The organism is Paenibacillus tuaregi (genome assembly GCF_900086655.1).
GTDB classification, from domain to species: domain Bacteria; phylum Bacillota; class Bacilli; order Paenibacillales; family Paenibacillaceae; genus Fontibacillus; species Fontibacillus tuaregi.
Window position 1 is genome coordinate 4,873,726 of the sequence record NZ_LT575476.1, and the last position, 23,984, is coordinate 4,897,709.

At 47.6% G+C, this 23,984-nt stretch carries 16 protein-coding genes; all 16 read right to left on the bottom strand.

Going from position 1 to position 23,984, the window contains the following annotated elements:
* Positions 1-136 precede the first annotated feature (136 nt).
* A complete protein-coding gene (gene argJ / locus BN6628_RS21945; RefSeq protein ID WP_068620552.1) occupies positions 137-1,369 on the bottom strand; it encodes a bifunctional ornithine acetyltransferase/N-acetylglutamate synthase in 1,233 nt (410 codons plus the stop codon).
* A 13-nt stretch (positions 1,370-1,382) separates the two neighbouring features.
* Positions 1,383-2,435 carry an N-acetyl-gamma-glutamyl-phosphate reductase gene (gene argC, locus BN6628_RS21950; protein WP_068620554.1) on the bottom strand — a complete coding sequence of 351 codons (1,053 nt, stop codon included), beginning with the start codon at positions 2,433-2,435 and terminating at the stop codon, positions 1,383-1,385.
* Between the two features lie 383 nt (positions 2,436-2,818).
* Complete coding sequence (locus BN6628_RS21955; protein ID WP_068620555.1) at positions 2,819-3,934, bottom strand: SHOCT domain-containing protein; 1,116 nt, start codon at positions 3,932-3,934, stop codon at positions 2,819-2,821.
* Between the two features lie 255 nt (positions 3,935-4,189).
* Positions 4,190-5,884 (bottom strand): M3 family oligoendopeptidase, encoded by a 1,695-nt coding sequence (locus tag BN6628_RS21960; protein WP_068620562.1) that lies wholly within the window; start codon positions 5,882-5,884, stop codon positions 4,190-4,192.
* Between the two features lie 146 nt (positions 5,885-6,030).
* A complete protein-coding gene (locus BN6628_RS21965) occupies positions 6,031-7,383 on the bottom strand; it encodes an SHOCT domain-containing protein (protein WP_068620564.1) in 1,353 nt (450 codons plus the stop codon).
* Positions 7,384-7,509: 126 nt separating this feature from the next.
* On the bottom strand, positions 7,510-8,400 hold the full coding sequence (locus BN6628_RS21970; RefSeq protein WP_089153572.1) for a YitT family protein: 891 nt from the start codon (positions 8,398-8,400) through the stop codon (positions 7,510-7,512).
* Between the two features lie 120 nt (positions 8,401-8,520).
* Positions 8,521-9,634 (bottom strand): peptide chain release factor 2 gene (prfB, locus tag BN6628_RS21975; protein ID WP_148449305.1). Its coding sequence is split into 2 segments (ribosomal slippage): positions 8,521-9,561 and positions 9,563-9,634, totalling 1,113 coding nucleotides; the frame shifts between segments, so codons are not numbered across the junction.
* Between the two features lie 291 nt (positions 9,635-9,925).
* A complete protein-coding gene (gene secA, locus BN6628_RS21980; protein ID WP_068620570.1) occupies positions 9,926-12,433 on the bottom strand; it encodes a preprotein translocase subunit SecA in 2,508 nt (835 codons plus the stop codon).
* Positions 12,434-12,614: 181 nt separating this feature from the next.
* Positions 12,615-13,181 carry a ribosome hibernation-promoting factor, HPF/YfiA family gene (gene hpf, locus BN6628_RS21985; RefSeq protein ID WP_068620572.1) on the bottom strand — a complete coding sequence of 189 codons (567 nt, stop codon included), beginning with the start codon at positions 13,179-13,181 and terminating at the stop codon, positions 12,615-12,617.
* A 207-nt stretch (positions 13,182-13,388) separates the two neighbouring features.
* Entirely contained in the window at positions 13,389-13,586 is a 198-nt protein-coding gene (locus tag BN6628_RS21990; protein ID WP_068620574.1) for a cold shock domain-containing protein, read from the bottom strand.
* A 306-nt stretch (positions 13,587-13,892) separates the two neighbouring features.
* Complete coding sequence (locus tag BN6628_RS21995) at positions 13,893-14,228, bottom strand: flagellar protein FliT (RefSeq protein ID WP_068620577.1); 336 nt, start codon at positions 14,226-14,228, stop codon at positions 13,893-13,895.
* Positions 14,221-14,619 (bottom strand): flagellar export chaperone FliS, encoded by a 399-nt coding sequence (fliS, locus tag BN6628_RS22000; RefSeq protein ID WP_068620579.1) that lies wholly within the window; start codon positions 14,617-14,619, stop codon positions 14,221-14,223. Before fliS ends, BN6628_RS21995 begins: the two co-directional genes overlap by 8 nt.
* Positions 14,620-14,646: 27 nt before the next feature.
* Positions 14,647-16,197, bottom strand: coding sequence for a flagellar filament capping protein FliD (fliD, locus tag BN6628_RS22005; RefSeq protein WP_235847682.1), 1,551 nt, complete (start codon positions 16,195-16,197; stop codon positions 14,647-14,649).
* 16 nt (positions 16,198-16,213) lie between these two features.
* Positions 16,214-16,597 carry a flagellar protein FlaG gene (locus BN6628_RS22010; protein ID WP_068620581.1) on the bottom strand — a complete coding sequence of 128 codons (384 nt, stop codon included), beginning with the start codon at positions 16,595-16,597 and terminating at the stop codon, positions 16,214-16,216.
* Positions 16,598-16,761: 164 nt separating this feature from the next.
* Positions 16,762-22,584 carry an Ig-like domain-containing protein gene (locus BN6628_RS22015; protein ID WP_068620583.1) on the bottom strand — a complete coding sequence of 1,941 codons (5,823 nt, stop codon included), beginning with the start codon at positions 22,582-22,584 and terminating at the stop codon, positions 16,762-16,764.
* 114 nt (positions 22,585-22,698) lie between these two features.
* Entirely contained in the window at positions 22,699-23,892 is a 1,194-nt protein-coding gene (locus tag BN6628_RS22020; RefSeq protein ID WP_068620585.1) for a flagellin N-terminal helical domain-containing protein, read from the bottom strand.
* Between the last annotated feature and the right edge of the window lie 92 nt (positions 23,893-23,984).

The window sequence follows — 23,984 nt, forward strand, 5'->3', positions numbered from 1 at the left end:
GCTGTTGCTCTCAGACTTCTTGAATTAAATTTATAAGGTAGAAGTCCGGTCACAAAGGCACACGCTTCGCTTCTCCAGAATCATTTCACACTCTTGCCTATTGGTAATTTTTAAGTTGCCACCAGTCGCCGAAGCCTTATGTCCGATAAGCCGCATTAATGCGGACATAATCGTAGGTCAGGTCGCAGCCCCATGCGGTTGCTGTGCCTTCGCCGTTCTTAAGGTCTACTATAATTCGGACCGTATCGCCCTTGAGATAAGTCAGCGCCTCATCCTCATCAAAGGCCACAGGCTTCGAGCCAGTTAGTACCGCAATGTCTCCAAGCTTAATGTCCACCGTCTCGGGATTCACCGGTTCACCCGCACGTCCCAGCGCGGCAATGATCCGTCCCCAGTTCGCATCCGCCCCGAATACGGCGGACTTCACGAGGCTTGAGCCAACGATCGTCTTCGCAATCACCCGGGCGGACAGATCGCTCACTGCTCCTGTCACTTCAACCTCAACCAGCCGGGTGGCCCCTTCCCCATCACGGGCAATCGCCTGGGCCAGAGCCTGGCATACATGCCGGAACGCCACCGCAAAGCTGTCCCAATCCGGGTGTTTCTCTGTCAGCTCCTGATTGCCGGCCAGCCCGCTTGCCATAGCCAGCAGCATATCGTTCGTGCTGGTGTCCCCGTCCACGGTAATCATGTTAAAGGTCACATTGGTGGTCTCCCTGATTAACGATTGAAGCGCATCCGGGTGAATCTTGGCATCTGTCGTAACGAATCCAAGCATGGTAGCCATGTTCGGATGAATCATGCCCGACCCCTTCGCAGCACCTGCAATGGTCACTTCACGGTCATCAATGATTAGAGATACACAGACTTCTTTCTTAACTAGATCCGTTGTAAGAATCGCTTGCGAGAACTGCTCCGCCCCATTCTCCTCAGCGGATAATACAGCCGGAAGCTGCGCAATGCCGCGGCTGACACAGTCCATCTTGAGCAGTTCACCAATCACGCCGGTCGAGGCGACAGCCACATCCTGTTCATCCACGCCAAGCGCCTTGGCCGCCTCTGCCCGCATCGTGTAGGCATCTGCTTCCCCCTGTTTGCCTGTGCAGGCATTTGCATTGCCGCTGTTCACAATGGCTGCGCGCAGCATGCAGCTCTGGGCCAGGCTGTCCTGGGTCACCCGGATGGGCGCCGCCTGGAACACATTTGTCGTATACACCGCGGCTGATACTGCTGGGACCTCGCAGACGATGGCGGCGAGGTCATTGCGGGTTGTTTTTTTCAAGCCACAATGCAACCCTCCGGCCTTGAACCCCTTAGGTGCGGTGACCGAACCGCCCTCTACCACCTTAAACAAGCTTGCAACTCCCATGATGTCCTCCGTTCTATGGGTATATTGGGGTGAAGTTCAGCCCAAGCGTCTCATCCCAGCCCATCATTAAGTTCAAATTCTGGACCGCCTGCCCGGCAGCCCCCTTCACCACATTGTCGATGACGGAAATGATCGTCACCCGGTTCGTCCGGTTGTCCACCACAAACCCAATATCACAATAGTTCGATCCGCATACTTCCTTGGTAGCCGGATACTGGCCTTCTGGACGAATACGGATAAATTTCCTTCCTTCATAATACTGCTTGTATAGTTCAACCAGCTCTTCGTTGGTATGAGATCCGTTCAGCGATGCGTACATCGTGCTCATAATACCACGTGTCATGGGTACCTGATGGGTAGTGAAGGTAACCGTAACCTTTTCTCCTGCCACATCGGTAAGTACCTGCTCAATCTCCGGAATATGCTGGTGCTTGTTGACTTTGTAAGCTTTAAGATTCTCGTTAATTTCCGAGTAGTGTGTCATCAGGCTCAAGCCTCTGCCTGCTCCCGATACCCCCGACTTCGCGTCAATAATGATGGTGGATGGATCAATCCAGCCTGCCTTCACGGCAGGAATCAGTCCGAGCAGCGTAGCTGTAGGATAACAGCCGGGATTGGATATCAGCTGCTGTCCTTTCACCTTGTCTCCGTAAATCTCGCTCAGACCGTATGCTGCAAGATCGAGCAGCTCGCTTGCCGGTGCGTCGTGCTTATACCATTGTTCATACGACTGGCCGTCCTTCAGCCTGAAATCTCCGGATAAGTCAATGACCTTGAGTCCGGCCTCGACAAACTGCGGAACCAGCTTGGCGCTGACCCCCGATGGTGTCGCTGTGAACACGACATCCGCCTTGGAGGCGATCTCCTGTACATCCACACCGTCCAGGTCCTGCACTAGAATATCCGTCAAATGCGGGAACCCGTCCGTGATTGGCACCCCTGCGCTGGAAGCCGAGATAACCGACGTAATTTTCACCTTGGGATGGTCCAATAAAAAACGAATCAGCTCCACCCCTCCATATCCGGTGGAACCGACAATGGCTGTTCTTACTAGTTCTCCACTCACCTATATCCCCGCTTTCTGCTGATTTCCAGTTTATATTGTTTATGCATATCCGATTAGAAGATGTGTATTATTATACAGTCGTATTCATATAAATACAACCGTTACTTACAGAAGCGGTCAGATTATCTATATAGAATAAACTTATGAAGGTTACCTTTTCGGGCGGGTAGGGGCATTTCGGAGACAAAGGCGGACGCTCCGCTTCTTCAGAAGAATCACTCATCCTCTCCGCTGAAACCGGTTAATTCTAAAGTTCATTTTATATGTATATGCAAAAAGACGCCTAACGGCGTCTAATCATCAAACAGCATAGTCGGAGATGTTACTTTCCTTATCTATAGGTTCTGGATGGTTCACCCGGTGTGGTTCACCTGGAACACCGCCTATTTCTTTGTCTTCTGGGAAGATGCTTCCGGAGCCTTCTTGGCTCCCCAGTCTCCGCCATTCTCGCCCTTTCCATCTCCCTTGCCCCATACGGCAGGCGAGTTGTTCACTTCCTTAGTCACTTTGTCGCTCAAGTTTGTTTTAAGCTTGTCGTATTCCGTCTGAGTGATCTTGCCTGCAGCCAGCTGCTCATCCAGCTTGGCTGTGCGGTCTTTTACCAGCAGATCGATAACCTGCTGGGCTGTCACGTTGTGAGCGGCAGCAACGGAAGCCAGGGTAGTACCCGTGCCGGACTGCAGCTCAGTGCGCAGCTGTTCCTCGGTAACGCCCAGCAAAGCCGCGATATCCTTGAAATGACCACCGCGGTCACCATGGTCACCCTTATCAGGGAACTGGTTATTCACCAGTTCGGTGACACGCTCAGTTATTTTGGCTTTCTGAGTATCGTACTGTGCCTGAGTGATTTGACCCGCATCGAGCCTTGAATCCAGCTCCTTAACTATGCTCGAGGTCTCAAGATCAATGACGGCTTGAACCGTTACATTATGTTCTCCCGCAATAGCCGCAAGCGTCTTACCTGACTCCAATTGAGTGCTGAGTTCATCGGCCGTCATACCAAACAGCTTGGCAAGCTCATCCTTGCTCTGCTTGAAAGGCCCACGCCCAAACCCCTTGCCTCCAAAACCTTCGCCCAGCTTCGAATCAAGCAGCTTGTCCGCCACAGCAGATGCATCAAATGTCTTGCCGCTCTTGCCTGCCAATTGGGATGACTGGTGCTCAGACTTCTCGGCTTGAAGCAGTTCTACGAGCTTCGCCTTGAGGTTCTCACGGCTGATTCCTTGGCTACTTGCAATTTCAGCAAGGGTCTGTGTTTTGATTTTTTCCTTAAACGTGGTCTCATCCAACTTTAGATATGTTAGCAGCTGTGACTCGATTTGGCCAAAGTCTCCACGACGGTCATTAAGCTCAGATCTTGCCTTATGGTTCTGCTGGGTGGTTGTACTCGCTGCCGAAGCCGCATTGGTATGCTGAACGGCAATAACCCCTCCTCCTAAAGTCAGGGATAGTGCGAGAATACCGGCTGCCATTGTTTTTGTCGATTTTTTTGTTTTCACTGAAGTACCACCTTTCGCTTCTTAGGCTTGAATTTCCTTACCCTGCTTATCCTACACACCTTAACTGAAACCCCGCTGAATGCTGCCTTAGCAAAGCTGAATCTGGAGTTACGGACGACAAAAAGCCCGCCTGTACCGGATGAACCAGTACAAGCGGACCCTTTTATTAAGAAAACAAAATGAGTTCCATGTTAAATTTCAAAATAACTGCCTGATTACCTCAGGGTTAAAGTGTGGTGTGCCTAACCTCTGATCCTACAGTTTGGCATCCTCGACTTGGTTCAGCCAATTCTCGATATCATTAATGACCGAAGCCACGCTGCCGGTCTCAAATGGTGAGATCAGGCCCGCTACCTTAACCAGCTCGGTGAACGATTTGCTTCCGCCCTCACGGCAGAGCTTCAGGTAATCGGTCCAAGCGGCCTCACGATCTTCGTTTGATCTCTTCCAGAACTGGAAGGCACAGAGCTGAGCGAGCGTGTAATCGATGTAATAGAATGGCGAATTATAAATATGCCCCTGCTTCTGCCAGAAGCCGCCCTGCTCCAGATAAGCATTGCCTTCGTAATTTTTGTGCGGCAGGTATTTCTTCTCAATCTCGCGCCAAGCCTGCTTCCGCTCAGCTGGTGTAGCATCCGGGTTGCCATATACATAGTGCTGGAATTCATCCACGGCCACTCCATAAGGGATAAAGATTAATCCAGAGGCCAAGTGATTAAATTTATATTTCTCCGTGTCCTCCTGGAAGAACAACTCCATCCAAGGCCAGGTCAGGAACTCCATACTCATGGAGTGAATCTCGCACGCCTCCAGGGTCGGGAAGCTGTACTCTGGAACCTTGTAATGCCGGCTCTCGAACACCTGGAAGGCGTGGCCAACTTCGTGGGTTAATACATCAATATCATCGGATGTACCGTTGAAATTTGAAAAAATAAACGGAGCTTCGTACTTGCTGAAATAGGTGCAGTAGCCGCCGCTTTGTTTTCCTTTTTTGCTGACCAAATCCATAAGGTTGTTGTCCTGCATGAACTTGAAGAATTCGTGGGTCTCCGGAGAAAGCTCCTCATACATCTTGGCCCCATTCTGGACAATCCAGTCCGGATCTCCCTTCGGAACGGCATTGCCGGATGCAAAGCTAAAGTCCTCATCATAATACGTAAGCTTATCTACGCGAATTCTGGCACGCTGCCGCTCCTTCAGCTTCTGAACCGCAGGCACAATATATTCCTTCACCTGGTCTCTAAAGTTAGCCACCATCTCCGCGTTGTAGTCCGTACGGGTCAGGCGGTCATACGCCAATTGGATGAAGTTCTCATAACCGAGCTTCTTCGCGATCCCCGTGCGAATCTTAACGAGCTCATCGTAGATACGGTCCAATTCCTCCTCATGCTCCGCCAAGAACGTATAGCGGGCTTCGGCAGCACGTTTTCTCAGACTGCGGTCTGTAGACAGCTCGAACGGACGAAGCTGTGATAGAGTTCTCTCTTCCCCTTCAAAAGGAATCTTCGCGGAGGCGATCAGCTGGCCGTACTGGGTAACCAGTTTATTTTCGGCTTGAAGATCCTGGATAATCTCCGGTTTGAAGGTCTTAAGGGTCACATCCATAATCCGGAACAGCTGGGCACCCCATTTATCCTCAAGCTGCTGGCGGAAGGGAGAATTCACCACGGCCTTGTAGAAGTCGGTTACAAATTCCTGAATGAGAGGACCGGCTTCATCCATATAGTCCTGTTCAGCCTTGTAGAATTCATCGTTCGTATCGATAGAATGACGTACGCTTACAATAGTGACCAAGGTTTCAGTCTCACTTCGCAGCTTGTTAATCTCTTCAAAAGCTCGGTCCTGCTCTTCAAAGCTTTGGGCGGCCGAGAACTGCTGAAGCAGTCCCTTGAACTGCTGCTCAATGTCCTTGATATCCGGTCTTGTATACGGGTACTCGTTAAACTTCATCTTTAATCACCCTTTGGTCAATTATTTAACAGTTATATTATACAGGTTAAATTTGGTTTAACCAACCGGGTTGAATGAAATAAACCAGCATTAACTTATAGGTAAAAACCGACAAAAAAGACGCCTCTCAGGCGCCTTTTTGGTTCTTATTTCTTCTTCGGATTAGCGATTACCGCTTTTGACTTATTATAATTCCAGTTATGGCTGTTGCCTTGATTGTCCTTGTCCTTGTCCTTCTCCTTTTCCTTATCCTGTCCCTTTTCCTTATTCTCAGCTTTCTCTCCGGCTTCTGTCCCATGCTTGTCCGCATTCTTGTTAAGCTCGGGAGCTGTAGTCACCTGCTTGGTGATCAGTTCGATGACAGCTGCCTTCAACTTGTTATATTCATCTTGAGTAAGTTTACCCGAGGCCAGACGCTTGTCCAGCAGGGAAATCAGATCCTTGCTCTGCAAATCAATGACCTTTTGAATGTCGACATTGTGAGCAGCAGCAATGTCCTTCAGGCTCTTGCCCGATTTCAATTCCGTGCGAAGCTCATTCTCTGTCATCCCAAACAATTTCGCCAAAGCCGTGAACTTTCCGGCATCGTCCTTCTCTTCTTGAACCATATCTTCTGCCGAAGGCAGCTTGGCGTTCACCAAATCTGTTGCCTGCTCAGTGAGCTGCGCTTTCTGAGCATCATACTGCTCCTGCGTAATCTCACCTGCAGCCAGCTTGGCATCCAGCGCCTTAAGTGAATCTGTCAGTTGAAGATCGATCACTGCCTGCACTTCAACCTTCTGGGCAGCAGCAATCTCGGCAAGCGTCTTGCCTCCTTTAAGCTGCTCTTCCAGCTGAACTGTTGTTAGCCCCAGCAGCTTCGCCATCGCGTCCGGATTGGAGAGGGACGACAGTGGTGAAGTCTCACCTGCCGCAGGCTGTGCCGTTGGCTGCGCATTAAGCAGCTTATCTGCTGTCGCAGCAGCAGCCAGCTTCAGCGCTTTTTCCTTCTGCTGTTCAGCCTTGGCCTTTTTAGCCTGCTCTTGCTTTAGCTTTTGCTCCAGCTTTTGCTGCTCTTTCTTGTTCAGGTTTTTCATTTTTTTTGCAGTTTCGAGCTGTTTCTGCTTCTCCAATTGCTTCTGCTTTGCCTTCTCTTTGGCAGCGGCCGCGTTCTGGTCCGCCGTGATCCAGCTAATGATCTTAGCCTTCAGATCTTCTTTGGAGATGCCCTGATCCGCTGCAATTTCAGCCAGCGTCTGGGTCTTCAGCTTCTCTTGGAGTGCGGCTGCGTCCAGCTTCAAATACGACAGAAGCCGCTTCTCGATACTAGCCAAGCCAGTCAGCGGGTTCGTCTGCAGCTTAGCAGAATCCTGAGTCTGGGTCTGATTCTGAGTCTCGGCTGCAGGAGTGCTGCTGTCCGCTGCCCATGCTTGTTCAGCAGCGAGCAGCCCGCCTCCAAGGGAAAGCGAGAGCGACATAAGCACGGCCGCAATTTGTTTCGTTGATGTTCTTGTTGTCATCTGAAGACCACCTCTCATATGGCTTGGTTGGTTACTCTTGCCATACCCTCATTATAATTGGTGTTCGACAAATTGGGGATGCCTATTTCGCCTAATTTCGACATTTTTCTTGTTTTTCTGATCAACTCATTCCTCTTGTCGTTTAAACCCTTCCCCCAGAACCTCATGAGCATTCGAAATAATCACAAATGCCGTCGGCTCCAGCTGCTGAACGAGAGTCTTCAGCCGGGTCACTTCGCTCTGTCCAACGACCACCATGAGCACAGTCCGGTCATCTCCGGTGTAACCGCCTCTCGCATTCAGCTTGGTCAGTCCGCGGTCCAGATGATTCAGCACAGCCTCGGATATTTCCTCAGTTTTCTCCGCGATGATATAAGCGACCTTGGTATAGTTGAAGCCGAGCTCCACCGCATCGATAATCTTCCCGGTGATATAGAGACCGATCAGCGCATACAGAGCCTTTTCCGGAGAAAGGACAAAGCCAGCAACAGTAATCACGGTTCCATCCAGCATGACAACACACGTAGCTAAGCTTAGTCCGCTGAACTTCTGGATGATCTGAGCCAGGGTAGAGAATCCGCCCGTTGAGCCCCGGCCCCGGAACACAATACCAAGCCCAAGACCAACTCCGATTCCCCCATATAGGGAGGAAAGAAGCGGATCATGGGTAGGTGCGGCTAACCCATCCGTCAAATACACGAATAAAGGCATGAGAATGGTGCCAAGCAGTGAACGAGCAGCGTAATTCCGGCCAAGCAGGAACCATCCGGCAAAGAACAAGGGGATGTTCAAGGCCCACTGCACATAAGCAGGCTCAATCCCAAACAAGGAGTTGACCACAACAGAAAGACCCGAGACGCCTCCTGAAGCGATATGACTGGGAAGCAGGAACATATTAAAAGCTAATGCGGTGATCAGCGATCCCACCACAATCATTGCGGTATCAATTAAATGGCGGACAGGACCACCGGTGGGAATTAAATCATAACTTCTGCGTTTACGGCCTTTAGGGGGCATTTTTCCACTCTCCTTCATTACATCAAAGCATTAATAGGCAAAAAAATTCCCGCACAAGTAGGCTTGTGCAGGAAAAATGAATTTTATCAATTGAATTGTGTTCCTATTCGATATGAACAATTATTCAGCCTCCGTCTTGATCTGACTGCGCAGGTACCCGTCAATGAACGGGTCCAGATCACCATCCATGACTGCTCCGGTATTCCCGGTCTCCACGGAGGTCCGATGATCCTTCACCATGCTGTACGGATGGAATACGTAAGAGCGGATCTGGCTGCCCCAGGCAATATCAGACTGCTCACCGCGGATTTCATCGAGCTGCTTCTGCTGTTCCTCCAGCTTGCGCTCATACAGCTTGGAACGAAGCATGGTCATGGCCTTCTCCCGGTTCTTGATCTGGGAGCGCTCATTCTGGCACGTGACTACCACACCCGTCGGGATGTGCGTAATCCGGACAGCAGAGTCGGTGGTGTTAATGTGCTGTCCCCCCGCACCGCTGGCACGATAGGTGTCAATCTTCAGATCCTCGGTGCGGATCTCCACATCAACATCCTCCGTAATCTCCGGTACAACGTCACAGGATACGAAAGAGGTGTGCCGCCGACCTGACGAGTCGAACGGGGAAATCCGGACCAGCCGGTGAACCCCCTTCTCGGCCTTGAGATATCCATAGGCGTTGTATCCCTTGATCAGCAGCGTCACGCTCTTGATCCCGGCCTCATCCCCCGGAAGGTAGTCCATAACTTCAACCTTGAAGCCACGCTTCTCGGCCCAGCGGGTGTACATCCGCAGCAGCATTTGCCCCCAATCCTGTGACTCGGTGCCGCCTGCACCCGGATGAAGCTCCAAAATAGCGTTAAGCTTGTCATAAGGCTCACTCAGCAGAAGCTGCAGCTCAAACTCTTCAAGCCGCTTCAATAAAGATTCCACAGAACCAGCCGCTTCGGCAAGAAGGGACTCGTCATTCTCCTCTTCCGCCAGTTCAATCATGAGTACGATATCATCGTGCTCTGACTGAAGCTTCTCGTATTGGTCAACCGAAGATTTGATCGCATTCAGGTCTGCGATAACTTTTTGAGCGGCCTCGTTATCATCCCAGAAGTCGGGTGCGGCCATTTTCTCCTCAAAGTTCGCAATCATCTCCTGCTTCAGATCTAAGTCAAAGAGACCCCCTAAGGTTGGTTAATTTCTTTGCAATTTCACGCAGATCCTGCTTCACATTTGGATCGATCATGCTAATTCGTCACCTCTTCTACTTGTTATACAGACTGAACTTATGAAATGGATACGGAGGGCAAGTGCCTAAAGAGCCCCTGCGATCGCTGCTGCTCTGGAACTTCAAAAATACCGCAGGAACGAAGGAAGAGGTCCCATCATAAAGGCGACCCCGTTCGCTTCTCCAGATCTATAGGATCGACAGCCATCCAGGCATGCCCGACCACGCATTGTGCCCATGATGTACAGGCCTCCTGCTTCTCCTTGCCCGTTCTACCCTTCGTTCAGCCTATATACAAACCGCCGTAACTTAGTCGTTCTGTCCGTGGCAGTGCTTATACTTCTTGCCGCTGCCGCATGGGCAGTCGTCATTGCGTCCAATTTGCTCGCCGCGATGTACGGGACGCTTCTCAGCCGGTTCGCCGTTGGTGGAGATTTGATTCTCGTCCACAACAGTCGTACGCTCCTGGTTCGTTTCGATTTGTGCCTTCATAATATATGTCGCGACTTCCTCTTGGATACTCGCGGTCATCTCATTAAACATTTCAAAGCCTTCGAACTGGTACTCACGAAGCGGATCTGTACCGCCGTAAGCACGCAGGTGAATACCTTGGCGAAGCTGATCCATCGCATCGATGTGGTCCATCCACTTGCTGTCTACCGCACGAAGCACGATAACCTTCTCGAACTCACGGATCATTTCCGTACCGATATGCTCTTCACGGGTGTTGTACTTCTCAACCACTTTGTCGAAAATGTATTCGATAATTTCTTCCGCTTCCTTGCCCCACAGCTCATCCTTCGTCAGTTGACCTTCATCCAGCAGCTTGCTGTTGATGTATTCGGCCACTTCCTCCAGCTCCCAGTTCTCTGGGATATCATCGCTGCAGTGTGCCATTACGATACGTTCAATTACAGGCTTGATCATCTCAAGCACAATGTCCTTGATATTCTCGGATTCGAGAATTTCCCGGCGCTGCTTGTAAATAATCTCACGCTGCTGGTTCATCACGTCATCATATTGGAGTACGACTTTACGCACGTCAAAGTTGTTGCCCTCTACCCGCTTCTGAGCGGACTCAATCGCACGCGTAATCATCTTGCTCTCGATCGGTGAATCCTCGTCAAAGCCAAGGCGGTCCATCATGGCCAGCACGTTGTCCGCACCGAACCGCTTCATTAGCTCATCACCCAAGGACAGGTAGAACTGGGTTGAGCCCGGGTCACCCTGACGTCCGGCACGGCCGCGAAGCTGGTTATCAATCCGGCGGGACTCATGGCGCTCGGTCCCGATAATGTGCAGGCCTCCGATTTCGGATACGCCCTCACCGAGAATAATATCTGTACCGCGTCCAGCCATGTTTGTCGCAATCGTTACCGATCCCGGCTCGCCCGCACGAGAGATAATCTCGGCTTCCTCGGCATGGAATTTGGCGTTAAGCACTTTGTGCGGCACGCCTTTGCGCTTCAGCATTTCATGCAGGAGCTCGGAGTTCTCGATCGACACCGTACCTACAAGGACCGGCTGTTTGGTCTGATGGCGCTTCACGATCTCTTCGACAACCGCCTTGAACTTGCCGGCTTCACTCTTATACACTACATCCGGTTGGTCCACCCGACGGTTCGGACGGTTTGTCGGAACTTGAAGAACCTCAAGACCATAAATCTTCTTGAACTCCTCTTCCTCTGTCTTTGCCGTACCCGTCATCCCGCCAAGCTTGCGGTACATCCGGAAATAGTTCTGGAAGGTAATCGTAGCCAGAGTCATGCTCTCGTTCTGAACCTCAATGCCTTCCTTCGCTTCAATTGCCTGATGAAGTCCGTCGCTGTAACGGCGTCCAGCCATCAGACGGCCCGTGAATTCATCAACGATGACAACTTCATCTTCAGTCACTACATAGTCCACATCACGACGCATGATCGTATTGGCTTTAAGCGCCTGCACGATATGGTGGTTAAGAGTAACATGAGCATGATCATACAGGTTGTCGATACCAAAAGCTTTCTCGGCTTTGGCTACACCCTTCTCCGTCAGAGATACCGCCTTCACCTTGATATCGACGTTGTAATCCTCTTCTGCCTCAAGGCGCTTCACAAAGCGGTCAGCCGCATAATACAGCTCTGTCGATTTCTGGGCTTGTCCCGAAATGATGAGCGGTGTACGGGCTTCGTCGATCAGAATGGAGTCAACCTCATCAATAATGCAGAAATAGAGCGGACGTTGAACCATCTGCTCTTTGTACAAGACCATATTATCACGCAAATAGTCGAAACCGAATTCATTGTTCGTTCCGTACGTAATATCACAGGCATATGCGGCCTGTTTCTCTTCATGCTCCATGCCGTTCAGGTTAACCCCTACCGTCATGCCCAGGAAATTATAGATTTGGCCCATTTCCGCGCTGTCGCGCTGAGCGAGATAATCATTGACGGTAACTACATGCACGCCTTTGCCAAGCAGCGCATTTAAATAAACCGGCAGGGTTCCGACCAATGTTTTCCCTTCTCCGGTTTTCATTTCCGCAATACGGCCTTCATGCAGAGCCATACCCCCGACCAACTGCACGTCATAATGGCGTTTGCCAAGAACGCGCTTGGAGGCTTCACGTACGGTAGCGAAGGCTTCTGGCAGAAGATCATCAATATCTTCACCCTTCTCTAATCTCTCTCTGAATTCTACCGTTTTATGTTGAAGCTGCTCATCCGAGAGCTCCACAAATTTAGGTTCCAATGTATTAATTAAGTCGACCGTCTTCATAAGACGTTTGACATCACGTTCATTCGTGTCGCCAAAGATCTTTTTCACTAGTCCTAGCATGGTTTTCCCCTTTCACGCAAAAACAGATGATTTGCCTAAATTGTAACAGTTTGTAAGGGATGCCGCAACTAAAGGGATCGCCTTCCCACCGCGGCAAAATCCTCCAATAATATGAATAAAGAGCCTTACCCGCGAGGCGGATGAGGCTCGGTCTCTTAAGTATCGGTGTAGAAAAATAAATTCAAGTCTGTTCAATAAGCCCGTACTTGCCGTCATTACGCTTGTAGACGACGTTAACTTCACGGGTATCCACATTGGAGAATACGAAGAAATCATGCCCAACCATATTCATCTGGAGGATGGCCTCCTCGACGTCCATCGGCTTAAATGTAAACCGCTTCGTACGGACGACTTCGAGATCGTCATCAGACAACTCGTTCTCTTCATCATCAGCCAGCAATGGTCCATCGACAGGCTCTTCAACAAACAGCGTCTTCAAGCTGCCTTCCTGACGAAACTTGCGGTTGATCTTGGTCTTGTGCTTGCGAATCTGGCGTTCGAGCTTATCCACCACCGCATCAATCGATGCGTACATGTCATCACTCTTATCTTCGGCCCGGAGCACAACACCGGTTAGTGGAATCGTAACTTCCACCGTGTGCAATCCTCTTATGACATTTAAGGTAACATGTCCTTCTGAGGTGGGAGGTGCATCAAAGTACTTCTCTAGCCGGCTGAGCTTCTTGTCAACATAATCATTCAAAGCGTCAGTCACTTCAATCTGTTGTCCTCGAATACTATAATTCATAGGGCACTCCTCCTTTGCCTCTACATTATACCATATGTAAAGCCCAAGTTAAAATGTTAACTGGGCAAAAAATGCTGGCTTTGTGACATTCTTTGGAACATTCGGGAAGGCCAAAAAAAGACCCTGGAAATTTCCAGAGTCTGTTGCTAGCGAATTCAAATTGTTAACCATCGTACCAGATATATAGGTCGGCTTGAGCCGGGATGATTATAGCTTGACTACGTTAGCGGCTTGAGGTCCGCGTGCGCCTTCGACGATATCGAATTCAACGGATTGTCCTTCTTCAAGAGTCTTGAAGCCTTCGGATTGGATAGCGGAGAAGTGAACGAACACGTCGCCTCCGTCTTCAGTTTCGATGAAACCGTAACCCTTCTCTGCGTTAAACCATTTAACTTTACCTTGCATGCACTAACATTCCCTTCTTCGTCAAATGAAAGTGAGACCAGCTCACATTTGTGAATATACCATCCAAGCTTTGGAGTTGTCAATTGGAAATGAAAAGGTTTTTCTGTAAATAAAATGTATTATTTTGTCTGATTTCATCAAATTTTCACACATGTAAATTCGACAAAAAACGAGCTCCGCTAGGCGGGGCTCGTGAGTGGGATTACATGAACAGAGATGAACACTAACATTTCTACAGAATCTTGTAACCCTAGTACAACTATCCTTTAACAACTTCTAAAACTGGACATTGACCAGCAACTCGTCCTACTCTCTCCGGTCCATTAACAAACTGTCCGGAGAATATGCGGCTTCATAGGCATTGCGACGGACCTTGGCTTGTTCACGCTGCTGGAGCCAATTAGAGGCCTCAGTTTTCAACGTTGACATACGGGCTAGGATATGGGTATCGTTCTGTACAATCCGATTCAAACGCTCGAACTGTTCTTGCGTATAGGACTGCTGAATTTTCTGCACGTTGATTTCATCAATAATCTGTTGACGCTGCTCTATGAAAAGCTCCAATTCTTCGTACGTGATTTCCTGAAGACGGCTAGTTACTGACTCAGTAAGTGATTCAAGAGAAGAGATCAAATTATCCATGCACGATTTCCTGACTTTGGCCTGCAGCTACCATCTTAGCCGCCTGTGCGAAAGTTTCTCTCAGATCCGTCAGATACCCGAGTGCCTCCTGGGCAGGCTCCGTCTGCTTCTTAATATTCGCCTCAATCAGGAGATGATTAATGTATTCATACAGGGAAGCAAGCCCTTCGGAGACCTCATAGGTTCTGTCCAGGGTAGATAAGAGCTCATTTACAATACTCTGTCCCTTCCCCAGATTTAGATTTGCCTTTTCCAAATCCTGTTTCTGTATACCGTCAATTCCTGAGCGGACGAACCGGATCGCTCCATCATAGAGCATTAGCAAAAGTTGACTAGGGGTGGACGTTTGAACGGATGACTGACGGTATTTTTCATAAGGAGATGTAATCAAGTGATCTCACCCTTTACTAAGATAATATTATTGTGCACTTCCGAAGAGACTAGACGACTGCGATTGAAGTCTATTAATAGCCGTTTCCATAGCTGAAAACTGTTTATAATAACGGGTTTCAGCATCATTTAAGCGAGTCGTTAGTTCTTTAATTTGGGAGTCGTAATTTTTCAACTGCTTGCCCATCACACTCTCACTCTTGAAAACACTACTTAAATCCCCACTATACTTATTCGTACCCGCCCGATCTGACAATTTCTGCATCGAATTAGTCATTACAGTAGCTAAATTACTGAATATGCCATCCTTCGTATCAGAACTACCTTGGAACAACTGGGTCGCTTGTTGGGGATTATTCATAAGTGCAGTCTTTAGCTTCTCCTCATTTAGATAGAGCTTTCCTCCCTCAAAATATTCCCCAGTAGTGATTCCCAGTTCGGACAACTGCTTCATGTTATTGCTAATAATTGAACGCATAGAATTGATGGTGGATTTTAGAATATCATCATTTTTGAGCAGACCACTTTTGGCTTTAGCTTCCCAATTAGTTATGTCATTATCTTTCATAGATTTTTTTTGCTCATCCGTTAACGGTGGGAAATCCCGGTATTTAGCCTCACCAACCTTAGTGTTCAAGGAGTACAGTAAGTCGTTATAGGTTTGAATAAAGGATTTTAGCGTGTCTACTGCCTTAGTCGGGTCAACTGTACTTGTGATAGTAGAGGGATTGGTTGCATCTGATTGCTTCAACAATGTCAATGAAATCCCATTAACGACAATTGAATTATCCTTAGCCGTGAATGTACTTGATGCTGACTCAGAACCATCCGGATTTAGAGAAGTAACTTCAATAATTGATCCTTTGGACGGCTTATTATTAACGGAAGAAGAATCCGTGCTTAGATTTAAAAGTTTTGACATTGCAGATTTTGTTGAACTATCTGATAGAACAATTTTAGAGGTGCCATAATCCTTAGCAGCGAGTGAAAATTGCCCGGTTACTTCGTCAAAAGAGGCAATGACCCCTGCTGCAGAGCTGTTAATAGTACCAATCACAGATGAAATGGTGTCTGTACTAGAGAACTTCAACTCTTTACCGTTTATTGTTAATTTCAGAATTTCAGCACTACCATCACTTGGCGGAGTACCTACGTTCTTATATTCAGATAGTCCATCAAGTGTAGTCTGGAGTGTTGCGGTTTTCGGTGGAGTAACACTCGAGTCTACTACCATCTGGCCCTCAGGCTGTATGGTAGCTTTGGTTGCCAACTGGGTAACTTTAACCTTCATAGGAACACTCGTTGCATCCCCAGTCGCTTCGGCCCTAATTGCATCCGTATTTCCTGTAACCGTTGCCTTCCGGGTAGTTAACGCAATCGACTTATTAAACGTATCGGTCAATTTATTTTGTTTAAAGTCAAACAACTTACTGTTTATTTCACGGTAGCTGTCACGCTGCCAGGAAAGGTACGTCTTCTGCTGATTTAACTTATCTAAGGGAGCCCGCTTGGCGGTCATCAACTTCGTGACTGTTCCCTCCACATCAAATCCTGAGAAACCATTAATTCGCATAGTCATTTCTTAATCCTCCAATTCACACTCTTTCGTCTATCATCAGACCCGCTAATTCCATCATTTTAGCTACCAAGTCCAGTGTCTTTTCTGGGGGTACCTCACGGATAACCTCGCCAGTGTCCTTATTAAGTACTTTGACCAAAATTTGATGTGTTTTATCATGAATACTGATATCCAGTGTAGTCTCCGGGCCCTGAAGCGATTTTACAGCCCGATCAATATTTCGAATCAATTGTTCCTCGCCTACGGGTATCGATACACCTTGTTGTTCTTTAACAGATAAGTCTTTAACATTACGAATAGATGAAATACTGTATGCTGAAGCCCCTGAATCAGCAGGAACCACTGATTCTGGCTTACTCTGAGATGTCGTACTCGCTGTTAGTGAGAACTGTACATTCATCCTAATAACCTCCGACGGAAATTTATACATATTGTTTATATCGGCAATCAAGTTGCCTAAATTTAGGGAAGTCGAAAAATTTGGTTAGGCTCAGTATTACTAAAAAGAGGGTCTTTCCGAAGAAAGACCCTTTAATGCTGCAAACACTCTTCCAGTTGAACGTATTATTTTACTGTTGTAATAACTACTGTTTTTGTAAACAATCCGTTCTTCACAGTAATCGTCACAGTGCCTGCAGTGGTAGTCATCGGGATAGTCACTTTCCCTTCAGCATCTACCATTGCCCGGCTCGAATTACTGCTCGTATACACCGTACCTTCGCTACTGCTGGTGACATCCTTCAGGCTGCCGTCTCCCATGGTTGCGATGACGGACAACTGCCGAACATCTCCCGCGGCCAGGGTTACTGTATCCGGAGTGACTGTTATGCCCTTGACTTCTGCCACCATATTCTTCCCAACAGTCACTATGACTGTCGATTGGAAAATTCCATTCTTGGCCGTAATCACAACCGTACCTAGGGTCGCATTAGAAGGAATTGTAATGTTACCTTCCGTGTCCACTACAGCACGATTAATATTACTACTTGTATAGATCGTTCCTTTAGTGCTGGCCGTTACATCCTTCTGACTGCCATCCCCCATTGTCGCAGTTACAGTCAACTGCTGAGTTCCCCCCGCTGCCAAGGTTATGCTGCTTGGGGAAATTGCTACACTCTTCATCTCGGTTGCCGGATTCTTGCCCACAGTAACTGTGACTGTCGATTGAAGAATTCCGTTCTTAGCCGTGATTACAACTGTACCAAAAGTCGCATTGGAAGGGATTGTGATGTTGCCTTCCGTATCCACTAAAGCACGAGTAGGGATGCTGCTGGTGTACACAGTTCCTTTGCTGCTGGCCGTTACATCCTTTACACTTCCATCCCCCATGGTAGCAGTTACTAATATCTGTTTAGCATCCCCAGGCGCCAGGGTTACAGTTCCCGGAGTAACTGCAATGCTCTTCATGTCCGTCGCAGGATCTTTGCCCACCGTCACATTGACTGTCGATTGAGAAATCCCATTCTTGACTGTGATGGTCACTGTACCCATAGTCGCATTCGCAGGGATCGTAATAAGTCCTTCCGCATCTACTGTAGCCCGAGCGGTGTTACTGCTCGTGTACACCGTGCCCTCACTGCTGCTCGTCATATCTTTCAAACTTCCATCACCCATAGTTGCAGTAACAACCAGCTGCTTGGTGAATCCAGCCGCCAAGGTTACAGTCGCAGGGTTTACTGCGATGCTCTTGATCTCTGTCGCCGGATTCTTGGCTACCGTCACGACCGTTGTCGATTGAAGAGTTCCATTCTTGGCTGTGATCACCACCGTACCCGCACTGGCATACTTCGGAATCGTGATCTTACCCTCTGCATCCACTACCGCACGATCTATATTGCTGCTCATATATACGGTTCCTTCTGTGCTGCGTGTCACATCTTTAATAGAACCGTCCCCCATGGTAGCTGTTACAGTTAACTGTTTTGTGTCTCCCGAGGTCAATGTTACAGTTGCCGGATTAACTGCGATGCTCTTCATCTCTGTTGCAGGATCTTTCCCTACTGTCACAGTGACTGTCGATTGGGAAATTCCGTTTTTGGCTGTAATGGTAACTGTTCCGAAAGTCGCGTTAGCAGGGATCGTAATAAGTCCTTCCGCATCTACTGTAGCCCGAGCGGTGTTACTGCTCGTGTACACCGTGCCCTCACTGCTGATCGTCATATCTTTCAGACTTCCATCACCCATAGTTGCAGTAACAACCAGCTGCTTGGTGAATCCAGCCGCCAAGGTTACAGTCGCAGGGTTTACTGCGATGCTCTTGATCTCTGTCGCCGGATTCTTGGCTACCGTCACGACCGTTGTCGATTGAAGAGTTCCATTCTTGGCTGTGATCACCACCGTACCCGCACTGGCATACTTCGGAATCGTGATCTTACCCTCTGCATCCACTACCGCACGATCTGTGTTGCTGCTCATATATACGGTTCCTTCTGTGCTGCGTGTCACATCTTTAGTAGAACCGTCCCCCATGGTGGCTGTTACCGTCAATTGTTGTGTTTCCTCCGGTGCCAAGGTCACCGTTCCTGGGGTAACTATAATTTTACTCATCTCGGTTGCAGGATCTTTCCCTACCGTTACTACTACTGTCGATTGGGAAATTCCGTTCTTGGCTGTAATGGTAACTGTTCCGAAAGTCGCGTTAGCAGGGATCGTAATAAGTCCTTCCGCATCTACTGTAGCCCGAGCCGTGTTACTGCTCATATACACAGTTCCTTCGCTGCTGCTCGTCATATCTTTCAGACTTCCATCACCCATAGTTGCAGTAACGACTAACTGCTTGGTGAATCCAACCGCTAAGGTTACAGTCGCAGGGTTTACTGCGATGCTCTTGATCTCTGTCGCCGGATTCTTGGCTACCGTCACGACCGCTGTCGATTGAAGAGTTCCATTCTTGGCTGTGATCACCACCGTACCCGCACTGGCGTACTTCGGAATCGTGATCTTACCCTCTGCATCCACTACCGCACGATCTGTGTTGCTGCTCATATACACGGTTCCTTCTGTGCTGCGTGTTACATCTTTAGTAGAACCGTCTCCCATGGTGGCTGTTACCGTCAGTTGTTGAGTTTCCTCTGGTACCAAAGTTACCGTTCCTGGGGAGGCTGTGATTTTACTCATCTCGGTTGCAGGATCTTTCCCTACCGTTACTACTACTGTCGATTGGGAAATTCCGTTCTTGGCTGTAATGGTAACTGTACCAAAAGTTGCATTAGGAGGTATGGTGACAAGTCCCTCCGCATCTACCATAGCGCGAGCCGTATTAGTGCTCGTATATACCGTGCCTTCTTTGCTGCTGGTCATATCTTTCCGAGTATCATCACCCATAACAGCAGTTACAGTCAATTGCTGTGTATCCCCTAATTTCAGGGTTACATTTGCAGGCTTGACCTCTAAAGATTTGATTTCATTTGTGGCATTCTTTACGATAGTTAATACAACTGTTCTCTGGAACAATTTATTCTTTACCGAAATGGTTGCAGTACCGGCCCCAGTATATTTTGGAATCGTAATTTTACCCTCTGCATCCACAACAGCACGGTCTGTGTTGCTGCTCGTGTAAGTGGTTCCTTCGCTGCTTGCTGTTATGTCCTTAAGCCTGTCATCTCCCATTGTAGCCGTCACCTTTATCTGCTGGGTTTCTTCAGGTTTCATTGTTATGGCTTCAGGAGTAACAGCAATAGACTGAATTTCATTCGTTATATCTTTTACCACGTTTAAGGTTGCAGTAGTTTGAAAAGCCTCAAATTTAGCTGTAATTACGGCTGTCCCCAAGGGAGCATCACCAGGAACCGTAATTTCTCCATCAGCGCTTATAACCGCACGTGCCGGATTGCTGCTTGTATACACAACTCCTGAGCTGCCTGCTGTTATATCTTTGGTTGTATTATTAGAGTACTTTGCAACAACCTTGATCTTTTTCGTTCCTCCAGGAGACAATACCGGAGATTCCGGAATAATCTCAATTCCGGTAAGTTCAGGATTACCGTCTATGGTCAGGGTTGTCTGAGCCACTAAATTACTATTAGTTGCTTTAATAGTAACTTTGCCGCTAATCGCATTTGCCGGCACGCTGACTAATCCATTAGCGTCTACAGTAGCTCTCTTGGGATCGGATGATATATATTTGGTGCCTTCTGAGCCGTTGGTTACATCTTTAGTAGTCCCATCCGTCATAAATGCCTTTAACACCAACTGAAGTTTATTATTGCTTAATGAGAGCGTCTCCTCAAGTGGTGAGATAGCCAGTGACTTGACCACGGGCTTAGAAACTTTAACTGTAGTCTTTGCCTTCAACCCTTTGTAGTTGACATTAATATAGAATGTTCCTTGTTGCTCATCAGAAACAGTATTAATAAGTCCATCCGGAGTAACCATAACAACGGTTGGATCACTGCTTGTATAAGTGATGCCGCTTGAAGAATTAGTAACATCCTTCCTTGCTCCATCATTAATCTCAACTACTTTTAATTGTTCTGATTGTCCCGCATGCATCGTAACTAGGAGCGGGGATACTTGCAAATAGGAGTCCGTCTTACCGCCATTGATTTTAATTTCTATAGTCTTTCGGACGTTTCCATAGGTTACTTCAACAGTCACATTCCCTGAAGCCACGTTATTAGGAACTTGGATAAGCCCCTGAGAATTAACGGCTGCGAGCTCTGTATTTGATGAAGTATATTTCGTTAGAGGATCATTGGTAATATCCACTTCCTCAAGCGAGGCGTTACTAAATCCTAACCTAGGCTTTAACTGATACGTTTGACCATTGCTTAACTCTACAGGTCCATCAAGTGTTATATGGTTTGGAGTTCCGGGAGTTATCGTGATTTTACCTAAAACGTTAAAATCAAATTCCGATAAAGGAGCCACTCCAAGTTGGTCTGGTTTTGTATAATTTCCAACATTGTCACGAATGGACAAATTATTCAGTTCCCATTTTCCCAACAGGTCATATTTATCAATCAGAATTGAAGCAGAATATTGGTTGTTGTTAACCTTGTTAAAGCTTAGGTTTAACAGCTTTCCGTTAGGCTTCTTATATGCCCCTGTAAGCGTCCCGTTTGCAATGCCTGACAGACGATCCTCAACTCCGACTGTAAGAGTCACCTCAGCCTGCACATTTGAAACTTGTCGAACGTTGATCGCTCCTGAGATGAATTCAGGCCCTTCCCAGTCAGGCGTTGTACCTGTTACCTCTACTGTGCAATGAGCAAATGTCTTATTCACGTTGCTATTATCGACATAACTCGTTACTGTCTGGCTATTCCCCAGTGCATCACTCATGTATACCGCGCTTAACGTACGGATTCCACGCTCTTCATATTGCCCGATCGTAACCGAACCGACAAATTGGCCTGAGGCGGTTTTGTATAAATCAATATTACTCGTACTTCCATCCGGCTTCTTATAAGAAGCCCTTACGCTTGCAACACCGGATTCATTATCTGTCACCTCTGCCCGCACTTCAAGCTTCTCATTTGGGCGTACAACTTGCGAGGTTACTGATATATCTCGTAGTACAGGCGCTTCCTTATCGACAATTGTTCCGCTTATGGTCACCAGACAATTGCTGAAGTTCATGGTGTTATTATTGCTATCCAAGTAACTAGTATAGGTTTTGGAGTTTCCTGCTTTATCTCTGGCAGTAACCGAGACCAGCGTCCAATCTCCACTTTCATCATATTTCCCTATGGTGTAGGAACCCACAAATTGGCCTGCTGCATTTGAACTCAGGGAGATGGATTTGGTTGCACCGCTGGGCTTTTTGTAATTAGCCGTTACGGATGCCACTCCTGATTCATCATCGGTCACTTCTGCAGTTAATTGCAACTTGTCATTTACCGTCAATTTTTGTGCATTTACTTGAATAGAACGAAGAACCGGTGCCTGCTTATCGGTTGGTTCAGGTGCAGGTGTTACCCCAGTCACGTTCAAATGTAGTGGAGTAAAGTCAATTTTCTCCCCATTGGATTGCTCAGCCATATGACTTAGGTAAACGGTGTTATCCTTCTTATCTCTTAGAAATATTGTTGTGGCTTTCCAAGTGCCCGCTACCCCTGTACTGGCAACCGTTATCGTTGCTTCGTATTGGTTGGTGGTTGTATTTAATACAAAGGGGGCATTTATGCTTTGATTATTGGGCTTGGTGTATGTAATATAACCATCACTAAACCCGGAAAGTTCATCCGTTATATCTGCTATAACCTTTACAGGCGATGTTGGAGTTAATTCATTGTTTGTTACACTAATATTGTTAATTAAAGGAGCGATTAAGTCCGGCGTTGGATTCTCAATCACCACATCCGTTGCATAAGCAACTGATTGTGTTATTAGTAAGAGGCAGGCAAGCAGTGCTGCTGTCACCTTACTAAACATTTTTTTTGCCATGTGCTAAACTCCCTCCATTTGGGATATGTTATATTCAAAATCTCTTAAATTATCTAAAAAAATAGACTCCAGAGCTTCTGGAGTCTATTTCTCGTTCTAAAAACCAGCTGAAGATTAACGAAGCAATTGCAGAACACCTTGTGGCTGTTGGTTAGCTTGAGCAAGCATAGCCTGAGCAGCTTGAGCAAGGATGTTGTTCTTAGTTTGCTGCATCATTTCTTTCGCCATGTCTACGTCACGAACACGGGACTCAGCGGCTGACAGGTTCTCGGAGGATGTTCCCAAGTTGTTAATTGTGTGCTCAAGGCGGTTCTGAACAGCACCCAGCTTCGCACGTTCTGCAGATACGTTCTGGATTGCATCATCCAGAGTCGAAATTGCTGCAGTTGCACCGGCTTGTGTAGAGATATCCACTTTGCTAATGTGCAGATCACCAGTTTTCATGGATTCAACACCTACACCAATTGTTTGGTTGGAGTTAGAACCAATTTGGAAATTCAGTGCGTTAGTTGCACCACCAGTACTGTTCTGCTCTTGACGTGTTACCAAAGTAAAGGAATCGCCAACTTTGATTTTTGTGGTATCCATTGTAACAGTCACTCCGCCTAAAGAAGCAGCTGTTCCAACAGCATCAGTAGCGGAGCCACCAGCAGTAAAGGTTGCTGCAGCACTTTCTACACCAGTAGATTCTGGAGTGATCGTATAGGAATACTGGTTTGTGTTCGCATTATATGCTGTAACCTTAACTACAAATGTGTCATCCGCCGTAACGTTTTTAGGAGTTGTCGCGTCACCATCTGAGAGAGGATTTGCACCCGTTACAGCCACAGCAAAGTCGCCTGTTTTGCTTGCAACAACTGCAGACTCATCTTTGTATGCTTTAGCAGACAAGTCACCGTTCAACAATTTCTTTGTATTGAACTCAGTGTTGTTCGCAATTCTGTCTACTTCGTCTTTCAACTGCTGTACTTCTTTTTGCAGTTCTTTACGGTCGGAAGCTGTGTTAGTATCACTGGATGATTGAACAGCTAGTTCACGGATACGTTGAAGAATGCTGTGAGTTTCGTTCAATGCACCCTCAGCTGTTTGAATCAGGGAAATACCATCTTGTGCGTTCTTAGTAGCCATATCCAAACCGCGGATTTGACCACGCATTTTTTCGGAAATTGCCAAGCCAGCTGCATCGTCACCAGCGCGGTTGATACGAAGTCCAGAAGACAGTTTCTCGATGTTCTTGCTAGTAGCAGCCGTATTGATGGACAACTGACGGTGTGTGTTCATTGCAGTAATATTGTGGTTGATAATCATTGTGTGTTTCCTCCCTGAATATAATTAGTTCCACATCCTTGTGGTAACGCTGACTCATTAAGGTCGGCCGCCCTGCCGAATCAGCGTCTAAT

Bases quoted from the DNA above. Each gene is read 5' to 3' on its own strand.
- argJ (WP_068620552.1), bottom strand. From the start codon at position 1,369: ATGGGAGTTGCAAGCTTGTTTAAGGTGGTAGAGGGCGGTTCGGTCACC.
- BN6628_RS21960 (WP_068620562.1), bottom strand. From the start codon at position 5,884: ATGAAGTTTAACGAGTACCCGTATACAAGACCGGATATCAAGGACATT.
- BN6628_RS21965 (WP_068620564.1), bottom strand. From the start codon at position 7,383: ATGACAACAAGAACATCAACGAAACAAATTGCGGCCGTGCTTATGTCG.
- BN6628_RS21970 (WP_089153572.1), bottom strand. From the start codon at position 8,400: ATGCCCCCTAAAGGCCGTAAACGCAGAAGTTATGATTTAATTCCCACC.
- secA (WP_068620570.1), bottom strand. From the start codon at position 12,433: ATGCTAGGACTAGTGAAAAAGATCTTTGGCGACACGAATGAACGTGAT.
- hpf (WP_068620572.1), bottom strand. From the start codon at position 13,181: ATGAATTATAGTATTCGAGGACAACAGATTGAAGTGACTGACGCTTTG.
- BN6628_RS21990 (WP_068620574.1), bottom strand. From the start codon at position 13,586: ATGCAAGGTAAAGTTAAATGGTTTAACGCAGAGAAGGGTTACGGTTTC.
- BN6628_RS21995 (WP_068620577.1), bottom strand. From the start codon at position 14,228: ATGGATAATTTGATCTCTTCTCTTGAATCACTTACTGAGTCAGTAACT.
- fliD (WP_235847682.1), bottom strand. From the start codon at position 16,197: ATGACTATGCGAATTAATGGTTTCTCAGGATTTGATGTGGAGGGAACA.
- BN6628_RS22010 (WP_068620581.1), bottom strand. From the start codon at position 16,597: ATGAATGTACAGTTCTCACTAACAGCGAGTACGACATCTCAGAGTAAG.
- BN6628_RS22015 (WP_068620583.1), bottom strand. From the start codon at position 22,584: ATGGCAAAAAAAATGTTTAGTAAGGTGACAGCAGCACTGCTTGCCTGC.
- BN6628_RS22020 (WP_068620585.1), bottom strand. From the start codon at position 23,892: ATGATTATCAACCACAATATTACTGCAATGAACACACACCGTCAGTTG.